This window comes from Streptomyces sp. OR43 (assembly GCF_008042275.1).
Classification (GTDB): Bacteria; Actinomycetota; Actinomycetes; order Streptomycetales; family Streptomycetaceae; genus Streptomyces.
In genome coordinates this window covers 2,385,339-2,401,486 of sequence record NZ_RDBK01000043.1, presented here as the reverse complement: position 1 = coordinate 2,401,486, position 16,148 = coordinate 2,385,339, and the positions used below count along the sequence as shown (strand labels likewise).

Here is a 16,148-nt window from a genome sequence, read left to right as displayed (position 1 = left end):
ACTCCGGCCCGCCGACACGTACGGTGGTGGGAGGCCCCACACGGGGCTCCCGGCGCCCTTGGGGCCTCCCACCACCGTACGTGTCGGCGGGCCGGAGTGACGTATCGCACGCCGGAGGGCGGCCACCCCGTGTGTACGGGATGACCGCCCTCCGGTCGTATCAAGCGACTCGCTTACTGGTTGTACGGACCGTAGTCGTAGTCCTCCAGCGGAACGGCCTGGCCGGAGCCCGTGCCGAACGGCGAGTAGTCGATGTCGTCGTAGCCGACGGCCGAGTACATCGCGGCCTTGGCCTCCTCGGTCGGCTCGACCCGGATGTTGCGGTAGCGGGACAGACCCGTACCGGCCGGGATGAGCTTACCGATGATGACGTTCTCCTTGAGGCCGATCAGGGAGTCGGACTTGGCGTTGATCGCCGCGTCCGTCAGGACCCTGGTCGTCTCCTGGAAGGAAGCCGCGGACAGCCACGACTCCGTCGCCAGCGAGGCCTTGGTGATACCCATCAGCTGCGGCCGGCCGGAGGCGGGGTGACCGCTCTCCTGGACCACACGACGGTTCTCGGTCTCGAACTTCGAGCGCTCGACGAGCTCGCCCGGCAGGAGTTCCGCGTCGCCGGACTCGATGATCGTCACGCGGCGCAGCATCTGCCGGATGATGATCTCGATGTGCTTGTCGTGGATCGACACGCCCTGCGAGTTGTAGACCTTCTGGACTTCGCCGACCAGGTGGACCTGGACTGCGCGCTGGCCGAGGATCCGCAGCACGTCGTGCGGGTTGGTGGCACCCACGGTGAGCTTCTGGCCCACCTCGACGTGGTCGCCCTCGCCCACCAGCAGACGGGCGCGCTTGGAGATCGGGAAAGGAATCTCCTCGCTGCCGTCGTCCGGCGTGACCACGAGCTTCTTGGTCTTCTCGGTCTCCTCGATCCGGACCCGGCCAGCGGACTCCGAGATCGGGGCGACACCCTTCGGCGTACGGGCTTCGAAGAGCTCGACGACTCGGGGCAGACCCTGGGTGATGTCGTCACCGGCCACACCACCGGTGTGGAAGGTACGCATCGTCAGCTGGGTACCGGGCTCACCGATGGACTGGGCGGCGATGATGCCGACCGCCTCACCGATGTCGACCAGCTTGCCGGTGGCGAGCGAGCGTCCGTAGCAGAAGGCACAGGTGCCGACCGCGGACTCACAGGTCAGGACCGAGCGGGTCTTGACCTCCTCGACGCCGGCGCCCACCAGGGCGTCGATCAGGACGTCACCGAGGTCGACGTTGGCAGGCGCGATGACCTTGCCGTCGACGACGACGTCCTCGGCGAGCATGCGGGCGTACACCGAGGTCTCGACGTCGTCCGTCTTGCGGAGCACGCCGTCGGCGCCCTTGACCGCGATCTTCAGCTTGAGGCCACGGTCGGTGCCGCAGTCCTCCTCGCGAATGATCACGTCCTGCGAGACGTCCACCAGACGACGGGTCAGGTAACCCGAGTCGGCGGTACGCAGGGCGGTGTCCGCCAGACCCTTACGGGCACCGTGCGTGGAGATGAAGTACTCCAGAACGGTGAGGCCCTCACGGAAGGACGCCTTGATGGGACGGGGAATCGTCTCGTTCTTGGCGTTGGACACCAGACCACGCATACCGGCGATCTGACGCATCTGCATCATGTTTCCTCGGGCACCCGAGTCAACCATCATGAAGATGGGGTTCGTCTTGGGGAAGTTCGCGTTCATCGCCTCGGCAACCTCGTTGGTCGCCTTGGTCCAGATCGCGATGAGCTCCTGCGTGCGCTCGTCCTTGGTGATCAGACCGCGCTCGTACTGCTTCTGGACCTTCTCGTCCTGGTCCTCGTAGCCCTTGACGATGGCCTTCTTGGCCTCGGGGACGACGATGTCCGCGACGGAGACGGTGACTCCGGAACGGGTGGCCCAGTGGAAGCCCGCCGCCTTCAGGTTGTCGAGCGTCGCCGCCACGATGACCTTGGGGTAGCGCTCGGCGAGGTCGTTGACGATCTCGGAGAGCTGCTTCTTGCCGACCGAGTAGTCGACGAACGGGTAGTCCTCGGGCAGCAGCTCGTTGAAGAGCGCGCGGCCCAGGCTGGTGCGCAGCCGGAAGGTGTCGCCCGGCTGGTACTCGGGCTCGCCCTCCTCGGCGACCGGCGGCACCCAGCCACGCGGCGGGATGGTGCCCACCGGGAAGCGGATGTCGACGGAGGACTGGAGCGCCAGCTCGCCGGCGTCGAACGCCATGATCGCCTCGGCCGTGGAGCCGAACGCGCGGCCCTCGCCCTTGGTGTCACGGAGCTCGCCGTCGGTGGTCAGGAAGAACAGACCCAGCACCATGTCCTGCGTAGGCATGGTGACGGGACGACCGTCGGCCGGCTTCAGGATGTTGTTCGAGGACAGCATCAGGATGCGGGCCTCGGCCTGCGCCTCCGCGGAGAGCGGCAGGTGCACGGCCATCTGGTCACCGTCGAAGTCCGCGTTGAACGCGGTGCAGACGAGCGGGTGGATCTGGATGGCCTTGCCCTCGACCAGCTGCGGCTCGAAGGCCTGGATGCCGAGGCGGTGCAGCGTCGGCGCACGGTTCAGGAGAACCGGGTGCTCGGCGATGACCTCTTCCAGGACGTCGTACACGACCGTGCGGCCGCGCTCGACCATGCGCTTGGCCGACTTGATGTTCTGCGCGTGGTTCAGGTCCACCAGGCGCTTCATCACGAACGGCTTGAAGAGCTCCAGCGCCATGGCCTTGGGCAGACCGCACTGGTGCAGCTTCAGCTGCGGGCCGACGACGATCACGGAACGCGCGGAGTAGTCCACACGCTTACCGAGAAGGTTCTGACGGAATCGGCCCTGCTTGCCCTTCAGCATGTCGCTGAGGGACTTGAGCGGGCGGTTACCGGGACCGGTGACCGGGCGACCGCGGCGGCCGTTGTCGAACAGCGCGTCGACGGCCTCCTGCAGCATCCGCTTCTCGTTGTTCACGATGATCTCGGGGGCACCGAGGTCAAGGAGACGCTTGAGGCGGTTGTTGCGGTTGATCACACGGCGGTACAGGTCGTTCAGGTCGGAGGTCGCGAAGCGGCCACCGTCCAGCTGCACCATCGGACGCAGGTCCGGCGGGATGACCGGCACGCAGTCGAGCACCATGCCCTTGGGCTTGTTGCTGGTCTGCAGGAACGCGGAGACGACCTTGAGGCGCTTGAGCGCACGGGTCTTCTTCTGGCCCTTGCCGGTACGGATGATCTCGCGGAGGCGCTCGGCCTCCTCGTCGAGGTCGAACGACTCCAGGCGCTTCTGCAGAGCAGCGGCACCCATGCAGCCGTCGAAGTACGTGCCGAAGCGGTCACGCAGCTCGCGGTAGAGCAGCTCGTCGCCCTCCAGGTCCTGGACCTTGAGGTTCTTGAAGCGGCTCCACACCTCGTCGAGGCGGTCGATCTCGCGCTGCGCACGGTCGCGCAGCTGCTTCATCTCACGCTCGGCGCCTTCGCGCACCTTGCGGCGCACGTCGGCCTTGGCGCCCTCGGCCTCGAGCTCGCCGAGGTCGGTCTCGAGCTTCTTGGCGCGGTTCTCGAGGTCCGAGTCGCGACGGTTCTCGACCTGCTGACGCTCGACGGAGACGTGGGCCTCCAGCGACGGGAGGTCGCGGGTGCGGCGCTCCTCGTCGACGAACGTGATCATGTACGCGGCGAAGTAGATGACCTTCTCGAGGTCCTTCGGCGCGAGGTCCAGCAGGTAGCCCAGGCGCGACGGGACGCCCTTGAAGTACCAGATGTGGGTGACGGGAGCGGCAAGCTCGATGTGGCCCATGCGCTCACGGCGCACCTTGGCGCGAGTGACCTCGACGCCACAGCGCTCACAGATGATGCCCTTGAAGCGGACACGCTTGTACTTGCCGCAGTAGCACTCCCAGTCCCGCGTCGGACCGAAGATCTTCTCGCAGAAGAGTCCGTCCTTTTCGGGCTTGAGCGTGCGGTAGTTGATGGTCTCCGGCTTCTTCACTTCGCCGTGGGACCAGGTCCGGATGTCGTCCGCGGTGGCAAGGCCGATCCGCAGCTCGTCGAAGAAGTTGACGTCGAGCACTTGTCGTCAATCCCTCTTTCGGGGGTTCGAGCCCCCTCGCTTCACGCGAGAAATCGGGGCACTTCAGCAATGGTCTGAACGGGTCCGGGGAGAGCCGGCCGGATCACGGGGATCCGGCCGGCCAACCCGTCAGACCTCTTCGACGCTGCTCGGCTCGCGCCGGGACAGGTCGATACCGAGCTCCTCCGCCGCACGGAAGACGTCCTCGTCCGTGTCGCGCATCTCGATGGACATGCCGTCCGAGGACAGCACCTCCACGTTGAGGCAGAGCGACTGCATTTCCTTGATGAGCACCTTGAAGGACTCGGGAATGCCGGGCTCGGGGATGTTCTCGCCCTTGACGATGGCCTCGTAGACCTTCACGCGGCCGGTCACGTCGTCGGACTTGATCGTCAGCAGCTCCTGGAGGGCGTATGCGGCGCCATAAGCTTCAAGGGCCCACACCTCCATTTCACCGAAGCGCTGTCCACCGAACTGAGCCTTACCACCCAGCGGCTGCTGGGTGATCATGGAGTACGGACCCGTCGAACGAGCGTGCAGCTTGTCGTCGACGAGGTGGTGGAGCTTGAGGATGTACATGTAGCCGACCGAGACCGGCTCCGGGAACGGCTCGCCGGAGCGGCCGTCGAACAGGTTGGCCTTGCCCGAGGGCTGGACCAGCCGGTCGCCGTCGCGGTTCGGGATCGTGGCCTGGAAGAGGCCGGTGATCTCGTCCTCGCGCGCACCGTCGAAGACGGGCGTGGCGACGTTGGTGCCGGGGGCTACCTGGTCGGCGCCGATGAGCTGCAGGCGCTTGGCCCACTCGTCACCGAGGCCGGAGACGTCCCAGCCGCGGCTGGCGAGCCAGCCGAGGTGGATCTCCAGGACCTGTCCCGGGTTCATTCGGGACGGGACACCCAGCGGGTTGAGGATGATGTCGACCGGGGTGCCGTCCTCCAGGAACGGCATGTCCTCGATCGGGAGGATCTTCGAGATGACGCCCTTGTTGCCGTGACGGCCGGCGAGCTTGTCACCATCGGTGATCTTGCGCTTCTGCGCGACGTAGACGCGGACCAGCTGGTTCACGCCCGGCGGCAGCTCGTCGCCCTCTTCGCGGTCGAAGACGCGGACGCCGATGATCTTGCCGATCTCGCCGTGCGGCACCTTCAGCGAGGTGTCGCGCACCTCGCGCGCCTTCTCACCGAAGATCGCGCGGAGCAGGCGCTCCTCGGGGGTCAGCTCGGTCTCGCCCTTGGGCGTGACCTTGCCGACGAGGATGTCACCGGCCGTGACCTCGGCACCGATACGGATGATGCCGCGCTCGTCCAGGTCCGCGAGGACCTCTTCGGAGACGTTCGGGATGTCCCGGGTGATCTCCTCCGGGCCGAGCTTGGTGTCACGGGCGTCGACCTCGTGCTCCTCGATGTGGATCGAGGAGAGGACGTCGTCCTGCACGAGGCGCTGCGACAGGATGATCGCGTCCTCGTAGTTGTGACCCTCCCACGGCATGAATGCCACGAGCAGGTTCTTACCGAGGGCCATCTCACCGTTCTCGGTGGCCGGACCGTCGGCGAGCACCTGCTCGGCGATCACCCGGTCGCCTTCGGAGACGACGACCTTCTGGTTGACCGAGGTGCCCTGGTTGGAGCGCATGAACTTCGCGATGCGGTACGTGGTGTACGTGCCGTCATCGTTCGTCACGGTGATGTAGTCCGCGGAGACCTCCTGGACCACACCGTCCTTCTCGGCCTTCAGCACGTCACCGGCGTCGGTGGCGCAGCGGTACTCCATGCCGGTGCCCACGAGCGGGGCCTCGGACTTGATGAGCGGCACCGCCTGACGCATCATGTTCGCGCCCATGAGGGCACGGTTGGCGTCGTCGTGCTCCAGGAACGGGATCATCGCGGTGGCGACGGACACCATCTGGCGCGGCGAGACGTCCATGTAGTCGACTTCGGTGCCGGGCACGTAGTCGACCTCTCCGCCACGACGGCGGACCAGGACGCGGGGCTCGGTGAAGCGCAGCTCGTCGGAGAGCGTCGCGTTCGCCTGGGCGATGACGTAACGGTCTTCCTCGTCGGCCGTGACGTAGTCGACCTCGTCGGTGACCTGGCCGTCGACGACCTTGCGGTACGGCGTCTCGATGAAGCCGAACGCGTTGACGCGGCCGTACGAGGCGAGCGAACCGATCAGACCGATGTTCGGGCCTTCAGGGGTCTCGATCGGGCACATGCGTCCGTAGTGGGACGGGTGCACGTCACGGACCTCGAAGCCGGCCCGCTCACGGGACAGACCACCCGGGCCAAGAGCCGACAGACGGCGCTTGTGGGTGAGACCCGACAGCGGGTTGTTCTGGTCCATGAACTGCGACAGCTGGCTGGTGCCGAAGAACTCCTTGATGGAGGCGACGACCGGCCGGATGTTGATCAGGGTCTGCGGCGTGATGGCCTCGACGTCCTGAGTCGTCATGCGCTCGCGCACGACGCGCTCCATCCGGGCCAGACCCGTACGGACCTGGTTCTGGATGAGCTCGCCGACGTTACGCAGACGACGGTTGCCGAAGTGGTCGATGTCGTCGGTCTCGACGACGATCTCCCGGCCGGACTCGCCGGTCGTCTCGGTCTCGCCGGCGTGCAGCTTCACGAGGTACTTGATGGTCGCGATGATGTCGTCGCTGGTGAGGACACCGGCGTCGAGCGGCTCGTCCGCGCCGAGCTTCTTGTTCACCTTGTAGCGGCCGACCTTCGCGAGGTCGTAGCGCTTCGGGTTGAAGTAGAGGTTCTCGAGCAGCGTCTGAGCAGCCTCGCGCGTCGGCGGCTCGCCGGGACGCAGCTTGCGGTAGATGTCGAGCAGCGCGTCGTCCTGGCCCTGGGTGTGGTCCTTCTCCAGGGTGGCGCGCATGGACTCGTACTCGCCGAACTCCTCGAGGATCTGCTCGGTGGTCCAGCCGAGAGCCTTCAGGAGAACGGTGACGGACTGCTTGCGCTTGCGGTCGATGCGGACACCGACCATGTCGCGCTTGTCGATCTCCATCTCCAGCCAGGCACCCCGGGAAGGGATGATCTTGGCGGAGAAGATGTCCTTGTCGGACGTCTTGTCGATCGAGGAGTCGAAGTAGACACCCGGCGAGCGGACCAGCTGCGACACCACGACACGCTCGGTGCCGTTGATGACGAAGGTGCCCTTGTTGGTCATGAGCGGGAAATCGCCCATGAAGACCGTCTGGGACTTGATCTCGCCGGTCTCGTTGTTGGTGAACTCGGCCGTGACGAAGAGCGGGGCGGCGAACGTGAAGTCGCGCTCCTTGCACTCGTCGATCGAGTTCTTGGGGGGTTCGAAGCGGTGGTCGCGGAACGTAAGCGACATCGACCCGGAGAAGTCCTCGATCGGTGAGATCTCCTCGAAGATCTCCTCCAGGCCGGACTTGGTGGGGACGTCTTGTCCACTGTCCAGAGCAGCCTCGACGCGAGCCTTCCAGGCGGCGTTACCGAGGAGCCAGTCAAAGCTCTCGGTCTGCAGCGCGAGGAGGTTCGGAACCTCGAGGGGCTCCTTGATCTTTGCAAAAGAGATGCGCAGCGGGGCGGTGCTGGCACCGTTGTTCGTATTCGCGGTCGAGGCGTTGCGCGAGGCGGCCAAGAGGGGGTCCTTCCGAGGGCTCGGACTCACTACGCGCGTACCGGTCCCAAACTGGACAGGTGGACAGATATCCCAGGTGAGGGATGAACGGTCCACGGTGCACAAGATGGGTATGCCCCTGGTGACGGGCAGGAGGCAGCTAACAGGCAGCGCAAAGGGTCAGTGTAGCCAAGCGGCACACTGATGTCCAGTCGGGGTTCTCAGAGACCCACGTTGCACTCAAAAGCTGTTCTCAACACCTATGTCTAGCCCTGCGCGGGGTGCGCTCTTCTTTACTGCCCTCTTCGCCATCGATCCATGCCTCGGATTCGGATCGATGTGACGACGCGCCTTGAGAATTGCGCGCCTCGTGCGGTTCGTCAAGGCCCCCCAGCCGGTACGGGCCCCGAGACCCGCCTCCCGCCGCCTCTCGGCGCCACCCGCGCTCCCCACGAGAGGCGCACGGCGAAGATCACCATACTCGTCACCGCGCGAAGAGCAAGGCACCCACCGCGGGTACGCCGAAAGGCGACCACCCATACGGGTGATCGCCTTTCGCGAAGTGACGCCCACGCCTCGCGGCACGGGGGTCCCAAGGAGTCAGAAGACTCGCTGGGTCACTTGACCTCGACGGAGGCGCCGGCGGCCTTGAGGGACTCGGCAGCCTTCTCGGCGGCCTCCTTGGCGACCTTCTCGACGACGGGCTTCGGGGCGCCGTCGACGAGGTCCTTGGCCTCCTTCAGGCCGAGGGAGGTCAGCTCACGCACGACCTTGATGACCTGGATCTTCTTGTCACCGGCGGCGGTGAGGATGACGTCGAACTCGTCCTGCTCGGCAGCGGCCTCGGCCGGGGCGGCAGCGCCGACCGGAGCGGCGGCGACGGCCGCGGCGGCGGTGACGTCGAACTTCTCCTCGAAGGCCTTAACGAACTCGGAGAGCTCGATGAGGGTGAGCTCCTCGAACTGAGCGAGCAGGTCTTCCTGGCTGAGCTTCGCCATGATGGCGTCCTTCCACTATTCGGCAGGTGCCGGATGTATATGTCGGCGGGCGTACGTGGAGCCCGCTGGACCGCTGAGCGAAATTACTCGGCGGCCTCGGCGGGAGCCGGAGTACCGGCACCGCCCTGCTCTTCCCGCTTGGCACGAAGAGCTTCCGCGGTGCGGACGAACTTCGACGGCAGAGCCTGGAAGAGCTGCGCAGCCTGAGTCTGCTTGCCCTTCATGGCGCCGGCCAGCTTGGCGAGCAGAACCTCGCGGGACTCGAGGTCCGCGAGCTTCTTGATCTCATCGGCGGACAGCGCCTTACCGTCAAGGACACCGCCCTTGATGATGAGGTTGGGGTTGTCCTTGGCGAAGTCACGAAGACCCTTCGCCGACTCCACCGGGTCACCGGTGACGAAGGCAACCGCCGTCGGACCTGCGAACAGGTCGTCCAGCGTGTCGATCCCGGCCTCGTTGGCCGCGATCTTGGTCAGCGTGTTCTTCACCACGGCGTACTGGGCGTTCTCACCGAGCGAACGGCGCAGCTGCTTGAGCTGTGCCACGGTGAGGCCCCGGTACTCGGTCAGCACGGCGGCGTTCGAGCTGCGGAACTGGTCCGCGAGCTCGGCTACCGCTGCAGCCTTGTCGGGCCTTGCCATGAGCGTGGCCTCCTTCCGGGTGATGAGGACCGCTCAAAAGGGCCCGGAAAAGACGAAACGCCCCGGCGCAGGCGCCAGGGCGAAGCTCGACCGAATGAGATCCGGGAGCTTTTCCACAGTCACCTGCGCAGGTCGTCCGCATTCAACGGATCCTTCGGTTGCCGTCGCCCTTGCGGGTTTCAGCAACGACCAGCGGTCTTTGGCTTCTGCAGAAGAGTACGCGACCGGGGTCGCGCCGGGCAAATCCGTCCGGGTTCGGGTGGTCCGGAAGGTTTAGGACGCTCCCGCGGTCGCGCCCTGCTGCTGCTGGAGCAGCTCCTTGAACCCGATGGTCTCGCCGGCCGGGGGCGGCTCGACCGAGACCTTGGTCCCGTAGTCGCTGTAGAACATCGTCGTGTTGAGCTCGCCGGTCTTCATCTGCCCGCGCTCGCTCTTCTTCACCAGCAGGTCGTTCTCGTCGACCCAGATGTCGACCTTCTCCGTGGTGATCCCGGCGTCGTTGAGCTGCTTCTTGAGCGCTGCCAGCTGATCGGCGTCCAGCTTCGACGTCTTGGCGGTCAGCTCGGCGACGTCGACCGTGCCGGAGTAGTGCGTGGTGGCGACACCGCGGACCTGCTCCTTGCCGACCTCCTTCACATCGCCGGAGGCCAGCAGCGACTTCACTCCCTGGTCGGGAGTGGTGTTCTGCATCTGGTCCTTCATCGCCGCCCCGGAGGCGCCCCCGAGCTCGGCGAGGTCCTCGTAGGAGTAGCTGATCCAGCGCTTGCCACCGGTCTGCCGGGCCATCGCCGCGCCCATGTCCGCCGCGTAGCCGTCCTTGAAGTAGCGGGCCTGCATCGTGCCGGTGCCGCCGGCCTTCTTCATGGTGTCGGCCATGGCGCCGCCGGTGTACGTGATCTCCATGCTGCCGCTGACGCCGTCGCTCCAGTCGAGCGCCCCGGACTGCTTCATGGACATGGCACTGCCCACGGTCATGGTGCCCTCGACCTTCGCCGAGCTGGCGGCGCCGGTCTTCTTCTGCACGTCGAGCAGCGCGGCAATCGCGTCGGTCTTCACCACGCCGCTGCCGCTGCTCGCGTCCTTGCCCTTGCTCGTGGAGCCGCCGTCCGATCCGCCACAGGCCCCGACCGACGTCAGCGCCGCCGCCACAGCCACGGCCAGGCCAACGCGCCGTACGGTACTGGTCCTCATGTCCGCTTCCACCCCTCGTTCGGCTCTCTGTGCCCCGCACGCTAACGCACGGCACCGACAGCCACTGGTCCGTACATACGAGGACGGGCCCCGCACCTCGAAAGGTTGCGGGGCCCGTCAATGTCACACGTGACACGGCGGTCGTACGAGCGCGATGGCTCAGACGGCGGCCGGGTCCTCCTCGACGAGGAGGTTACGGGTGCGGTTGGCGTCCAGCGGGATGCCGGGGCCCATCGTGGTGGCCAGCGTGGCCTTCTTGATGTAGCGGCCCTTGGCGGCGGACGGCTTCAGACGGAGGATCTCGTCCAGCGCCGCTGCGTAGTTCTCCACCAGCTTGGTCTCGTCGAACGAGGTCTTGCCGATGATGAAGTGCAGGTTCGAGTGCTTGTCGACGCGGAACTCGATCTTGCCGCCCTTGATGTCGTTGACAGCCTTCACGACATCGGGGGTGACGGTGCCGGTCTTCGGGTTCGGCATCAGACCACGCGGACCGAGCACGCGGCCGAGGCGGCCGACCTTGCCCATGAGGTCCGGGGTCGCGACGACGGCGTCGAAGTCCAGACGGCCCTTCGCCACCTCGTCGATGAGCTCGTCGGCGCCGACGATGTCGGCGCCCGCGGCTTCCGCGGCCGCAGCACGGTCACCGGTCGCGAAGACCAGGACCCGGGCGGTCTTGCCGGTGCCGTGCGGGAGGTTCACGGTGCCACGGACCATCTGGTCGGCCTTGCGCGGGTCAACACCCAGGGCAAACGCGACCTCGACGGTGCTGTCGAACTTCGTGGAGGCGGTGTCCTTGGCGATACGGACGGCCTCGAGCGGGGCGTAGTTGCGCGCCCGGTCGATCTTGGCGTCCGCAGCGCGGAGGTTCTTGCTGCGCTTCACTTCTACTCCTGTGGTTTCAGAGTGTGGAGTCGTGGTGCGGACCAGCGCTTGGTCCTACCACTGAGGGGGTGGGGCTGAATCAGCCTTCGACCGTGATGCCCATGGAACGGGCGGTGCCGGCGATGATCTTCGACGCGGCGTCGAGGTCATTGGCGTTCAGGTCGGGGAGCTTCGTCGTGGCGATCTCGCGGACCTGGGCGGCCGTCAGCTTGGCAACCTTGGTCTTGTGCGGCTCGCCGGAGCCCTTGTCCACACCCGCGGCCTTGAGGATCAGCTTGGCGGCCGGCGGAGTCTTGGTGATGAAGGTGAAGGAGCGGTCCTCGTAGACCGTGATCTCCACCGGCACGACCATGCCACGCTGCGACTCGGTCGCGGCGTTGTAGGCCTTGCAGAACTCCATGATGTTGACGCCGTGCTGGCCCAGTGCGGGGCCGACCGGCGGGGCCGGGTTGGCCGCACCGGCGTTGATCTGGAGCTTGATAAGCCCCGTGACCTTCTTCTTCTTGGGAGGCATGTGCTCTCTCCGGGTCCTAGTGAGAGTTTTCGCCGTCATCCGGTCATCCGGATGCAGGCATACCGCACAACGATAACGGGTATAGCTGCGCGACCAAAAACCGAGCAGGTCAGACCTGCTGTGACAGCCGGTCTGACCTGCTCGGTAGGCATGTGTCCAGAAGCTGGCGGGAAGCGCTAGTTCTTCTGGATCTGGTCGAAGCTGAGCTCGACCGGGGTCTCACGGCCGAAGATCTCGACGAGACCCTTGACCTTCTTGGAGTCGGCGTTGATCTCGTTGATCGTCGCCTGCAGGGTCGCGAAGGGGCCGTCGGTGACGGTGACCGAGTCGCCCACCTCGAAGTCCAGCACCTGGACCTCGACCTTGCGGGACGGAGCCGGCTTGCCCTCGGCCTCGGCGGCCTCGCGGGCGGCCTTCTCCTCGGCCTCCGGGGCGAGCATCTTGACGATCTCGTCCAGGGTCAGCGGGTACGGGTCGTAGGCGTTGCCCACGAAGCCGGTGACGCCGGGCGTGTTACGGACGACGCCCCAGGACTCGTTCGTCAGGTCCATGCGCACCAGGACGTACCCCGGGAGCTTGTTCTGCCGGACGTTCTTGCGCTCGCCGTTCTTGATCTGGACGATTTCCTCCTCAGGCACCTCGGCCTGATAGACGAACTCCTCCACGTTCAGCGAGACGGCGCGCTGCTCCAGGTTGGCCTTCACACGCTTCTCGTAACCGGCGTACGTGTGAATGACGTACCACTCGCCCGGGAGCGTACGGAGCTCCTCGCGCAGGGCGGTGACGGCGTCGACGGGCTCGGCCGGCTCGGCCTCTTCCTCGTCGGCCTCGTCGGCGGCTTCCTCGGCCTCGGGGCTCTCGTCCTCGTCGTCACCGGCTTCGGCCTCGGGGGCCTCGTCGTCGGCTTCGGCGGCGTCCTCGGTGTGCACGGCGTCCTGCTCGGCGGGCTCGCCCGCGGCGGCGTCGGCAGCTTCAGCCTGGTCCGGCTCCACAGCGTCCGCCGCCTCGACGATGTCGAGCTCGTCCTCGGCGGACTCGAAGGCGCCCGCCGTCGGCTCGACGGCGTCGTTCAGGTTCGGGTCAGACACGGTGGCTGCTTCTTCCTGGATACAAATGGGTGGAACATGCGAAAGGGGCGCCCCCATGAGGCGCCCTCCGCGGGATCAGCCGAAGACGTACTTGATGACCCGCTGGAAACCGAAGTCAATCACGGTAACAAGACCAATCATGACGACTACGAACACAATCACCACGGAGGTGTATGTCGTCAGCTGGTTGCGAGTCGGCCAGACAACCTTGCGAAGCTCGGCGACGATCTGGCGGTAGAAGAGCGCGAGACGGCCCAGAGGGCCCTTCTTGCCGCGCTTGCCGCCCTTCCGGGTCTTCTTCTTCGACTCGGGGACTTCATCCTCGGCATCAGGCATGTCGATGGAGCCCACGGCGTCCGTCACGCTTCTCACCTGATTCCGGGTCATGGCCGTGCCGCGCCCGGTGAAGCCGCACGGCAGTGCATTGAAGTACGTACATGCGCACACATCCTGGCGAAGGAGTGTGTAGCAGGGCCGGAGGGACTTGAACCCCCAACCGCTGGTTTTGGAGACCAGTGCTCTACCAATTGAGCTACGACCCTTTGTGGATTCCACCAACCTACCGCATGTCCCCGGATGCCCCGGGTGCAGGAACGGTGCGGCTGGTGAAGGCCAACGACAGGTGAGTGTACGTGCTCAGCGGCCCGGCGTCGAACAGATAGCTCCCGACCGTTCCTGTCCGATGCTGTCCGCTCGTCCGTCCACATGGTGTCCGGCTGCTGTCCGGTCCCTGAAACCCCTGTGCCGACGGGGAATACGGTCTGCGAGCATGGGGGGCATGAGCGCTGCTACTTCTCCCTCCGAGCGCCGGGTCTCCGCCCGCATCGGTGCCATCTCCGAGTCCGCCACCCTCGCCGTCGACGCCAAGGCCAAGGCCCTCAAGGCCGCCGGCCGTCCGGTGATCGGCTTCGGTGCCGGCGAGCCCGACTTCCCGACCCCCGGCTACATCGTCGACGCCGCGGTCGAGGCCTGCCGCAACCCGAAGTACCACCGCTACACCCCGGCGGGCGGGCTCCCCGAGCTCAAGGCCGCCATCGCCGAGAAGACGCTGCGCGACTCCGGCTACGAGGTGGACGCCTCGCAGATCCTGGTGACCAACGGCGGCAAGCAGGCCATCTACGAGGCCTTCGCCGCGATCCTCGACCCGGGCGACGAGGTCATCGTCCCGGCGCCGTACTGGACCACCTACCCCGAGTCGATCCGCCTCGCCGGCGGCGTACCGGTGGATGTCGTCGCCGACGAGACCACCGGGTACCGGGTCTCGGTGGAACAGCTGGAGGCGGCACGCACGGAGCGTACGAAGGTCGTCCTGTTCGTCTCCCCGTCGAACCCGACCGGTGCGGTCTACAGCGAGGCCGAGGCCGAGGCGATCGGCAAGTGGGCCGTCGAGCACGGTCTGTGGGTGCTGACCGACGAGATCTACGAGCACCTCGTCTACGGCGACGCGAAGTTCACCTCGCTGCCGGCGATCGTGCCCGAGCTGCGCGACAAGTGCATCGTGGTCAACGGCGTCGCCAAGACGTACGCGATGACCGGCTGGCGCGTGGGCTGGGTCATCGGCCCCAGGGACGTGGTGAAGGCGGCGACGAACCTGCAGTCGCACGCGACCTCCAACGTCTCCAACGTCGCGCAGGCCGCCGCGCTGGCCGCCGTCTCCGGCAACCTGGACGCGGTCGCCGAGATGCGCACCGCCTTCGACCGGCGCCGGCAGACCATCGTGCGGATGCTCAACGAGATCGACGGCGTCCTGTGCCCCGAGCCCGAGGGCGCGTTCTACGCGTACCCGTCGGTGAAGGAGCTGCTCGGCAAGGAGATCCGCGGCAAGCGCCCGGCCACGTCGGTCGAGCTGGCGGCGCTGATCCTGGACGAGGCCGAGGTCGCCGTCGTTCCGGGCGAGGCCTTCGGCACCCCGGGCTACCTGCGTCTTTCCTACGCGCTGGGTGACGACGACCTGGTCGAGGGCGTCTCGAGGCTCCAGAAGCTGCTGGGCGAGGCCAAGGCCTAGTACCTCCCGGATTCCGCGATGGCGACCCTCGGTTCCGGCCGGGGGTCGCTTTCGTGTTCGCGCATTCGTTCGATGGGCAACTCGATGGGGAAACCGGCTACCGCGGCGCCCCGTCCGTGCGGCAAGATCCATGGATGGAGCGTGATGTACGGCTGTTGCCGAAGGCCCACCTGCACCTGCATTTCACCGGGTCGATGCGGCCCACGACGCTGCTCGAACTCGCCGACAAGTACGGCGTGCGGCTGCCCGAGGCACTGACCGGCGGCGAACCCCCGAGCCTGCGGGCGACGGACGAGCGCGGCTGGTTCCGCTTCCAGCGGCTCTACGACATCGCCCGCTCCTGCCTGCGGACCCCCGACGACATCCAGCGGCTGGTGCGCGAGGCCGCCCAGGAGGACGTGGCGGACGGCTCCGGCTGGCTGGAGATCCAGGTCGACCCCACCTCGTACGCACCCCTGCTCGGCGGGCTCATCCCCGCGATCGAGATCATCCTGGACGCGGTGGACAGCGCCTCGCGCGATACCGGGCTGCCGATACGGGTGGTGATCGCGGCGAACCGGATGAAGCACCCGCTGGACGCCAGGACGCTGGCACGGCTCGCGGTGCGGTACGCGGACCGGGGCGTCGTCGGATTCGGGCTCTCCAACGACGAGCGGCGCGGCATGGCCCGTGACTTCGACCGGGCCTTCGCCATCGCCAGGGAAGGCGGCCTGCTGGCGGCCCCGCACGGCGGTGAGCTGTCGGGGCCCTCCAGCGTCCGCGACTGCCTGGACGACCTCGACGCGGCACGGGTCGGACACGGGGTCCGGGCCGCCGAGGACCCACGGCTGCTGCGCAGGCTGGCGGAGCGCGGGGTGACCTGCGAGGTGTGCCCCGCGTCGAACGTGGCGCTCGGCGTCTACGAGAAGCCTTCCGACGTCCCCCTGCGCACTCTGTTCGAGGCCGGTGTGCCGATGGCGCTCGGGGCGGACGACCCGCTGCTGTTCGGTTCCCGCCTGGCCGCGCAGTACGACCTCGTCCGCCGCCATCACGCGTTCACCGACGAGGAGCTGGCCGAGCTGGCGCGCCAGTCGGTACGGGGTTCGGCGGCGCCCGAAGCGGTCCGTACGGACCTGCTGGCGGGCGTCGACGCATGGCTGGCCAAGCCGGCGGGCTGACGGCC

At 66.8% G+C, this 16,148-nt stretch carries 11 protein-coding genes and 1 tRNA gene; 2 read left to right on the top strand and 10 right to left on the bottom strand.

Annotated features, from left to right (window positions below):
• Nucleotides 1–173: 173 nt before the first annotated feature.
• The 10 genes from EAO72_RS29730 to EAO72_RS29680 all read right to left on the bottom strand — a co-directional run bounded on the left by EAO72_RS29730 (nt 174) and on the right by EAO72_RS29680 (nt 13,523).
• The gene (locus tag EAO72_RS29730; protein WP_148020217.1) at nt 174–4,073 is read right to left on the bottom strand and encodes a DNA-directed RNA polymerase subunit beta'; all 3,900 of its coding nucleotides are present in this window, start codon (nt 4,071–4,073) and stop codon (nt 174–176) included.
• Nucleotides 4,074–4,202: 129 nt separating this feature from the next.
• Complete coding sequence (rpoB, locus tag EAO72_RS29725; protein ID WP_148020216.1) at nt 4,203–7,688, bottom strand: DNA-directed RNA polymerase subunit beta; 3,486 nt, start codon at nt 7,686–7,688, stop codon at nt 4,203–4,205.
• Nucleotides 7,689–8,284: 596 nt separating this feature from the next.
• Nucleotides 8,285–8,665: a 50S ribosomal protein L7/L12 gene (gene rplL / locus EAO72_RS29715; RefSeq protein ID WP_148020215.1), complete on the bottom strand. Its 381-nt coding sequence runs from the start codon at nt 8,663–8,665 to the stop codon at nt 8,285–8,287.
• 83 nt (nt 8,666–8,748) lie between these two features.
• On the bottom strand, nt 8,749–9,306 hold the full coding sequence (gene rplJ, locus EAO72_RS29710) for a 50S ribosomal protein L10 (protein WP_148020214.1): 558 nt from the start codon (nt 9,304–9,306) through the stop codon (nt 8,749–8,751).
• A 273-nt stretch (nt 9,307–9,579) separates the two neighbouring features.
• Nucleotides 9,580–10,497 carry an LppX_LprAFG lipoprotein gene (locus EAO72_RS29705; RefSeq protein ID WP_148020213.1) on the bottom strand — a complete coding sequence of 306 codons (918 nt, stop codon included), beginning with the start codon at nt 10,495–10,497 and terminating at the stop codon, nt 9,580–9,582.
• A 159-nt stretch (nt 10,498–10,656) separates the two neighbouring features.
• On the bottom strand, nt 10,657–11,379 hold the full coding sequence (gene rplA / locus EAO72_RS29700; RefSeq protein WP_148020212.1) for a 50S ribosomal protein L1: 723 nt from the start codon (nt 11,377–11,379) through the stop codon (nt 10,657–10,659).
• A 79-nt stretch (nt 11,380–11,458) separates the two neighbouring features.
• Nucleotides 11,459–11,893, bottom strand: a complete 435-nt coding sequence (rplK, locus tag EAO72_RS29695) for a 50S ribosomal protein L11 (RefSeq protein WP_010058817.1) — start codon at nt 11,891–11,893, stop codon at nt 11,459–11,461.
• A gap of 176 nt (nt 11,894–12,069) precedes the next feature.
• Nucleotides 12,070–12,981 carry a transcription termination/antitermination protein NusG gene (nusG, locus tag EAO72_RS29690; RefSeq protein ID WP_148020211.1) on the bottom strand — a complete coding sequence of 304 codons (912 nt, stop codon included), beginning with the start codon at nt 12,979–12,981 and terminating at the stop codon, nt 12,070–12,072.
• Between the two features lie 75 nt (nt 12,982–13,056).
• Nucleotides 13,057–13,344, bottom strand: a complete 288-nt coding sequence (secE, locus tag EAO72_RS29685; protein ID WP_073732696.1) for a preprotein translocase subunit SecE — start codon at nt 13,342–13,344, stop codon at nt 13,057–13,059.
• Between the two features lie 106 nt (nt 13,345–13,450).
• Nucleotides 13,451–13,523 (bottom strand) — tRNA-Trp (locus EAO72_RS29680).
• 236 nt (nt 13,524–13,759) lie between these two features.
• Here EAO72_RS29680 and EAO72_RS29675 point away from each other — a divergent pair.
• Together EAO72_RS29675 and EAO72_RS29670 are read left to right on the top strand one after the other, a co-directional pair.
• Complete coding sequence (locus tag EAO72_RS29675; RefSeq protein ID WP_187285273.1) at nt 13,760–14,986, top strand: pyridoxal phosphate-dependent aminotransferase; 1,227 nt, start codon at nt 13,760–13,762, stop codon at nt 14,984–14,986.
• A gap of 134 nt (nt 14,987–15,120) precedes the next feature.
• Complete coding sequence (locus EAO72_RS29670; protein ID WP_148020209.1) at nt 15,121–16,143, top strand: adenosine deaminase; 1,023 nt, start codon at nt 15,121–15,123, stop codon at nt 16,141–16,143.
• Nucleotides 16,144–16,148: the final 5 nt, after the last annotated feature.

Excerpts from the sequence above, each read along its gene's own strand:
- rplL (WP_148020215.1), bottom strand. The coding sequence starts at position 8,665 with ATGGCGAAGCTCAGCCAGGAAGACCTGCTCGCTCAGTTCGAGGAGCTC.
- rplJ (WP_148020214.1), bottom strand. The coding sequence starts at position 9,306 with ATGGCAAGGCCCGACAAGGCTGCAGCGGTAGCCGAGCTCGCGGACCAG.
- EAO72_RS29705 (WP_148020213.1), bottom strand. The coding sequence starts at position 10,497 with ATGAGGACCAGTACCGTACGGCGCGTTGGCCTGGCCGTGGCTGTGGCG.
- rplK (WP_010058817.1), bottom strand. The coding sequence starts at position 11,893 with ATGCCTCCCAAGAAGAAGAAGGTCACGGGGCTTATCAAGCTCCAGATC.
- EAO72_RS29675 (WP_187285273.1), top strand. The coding sequence starts at position 13,760 with ATGAGCGCTGCTACTTCTCCCTCCGAGCGCCGGGTCTCCGCCCGCATC.
- EAO72_RS29670 (WP_148020209.1), top strand. The coding sequence starts at position 15,121 with ATGGAGCGTGATGTACGGCTGTTGCCGAAGGCCCACCTGCACCTGCAT.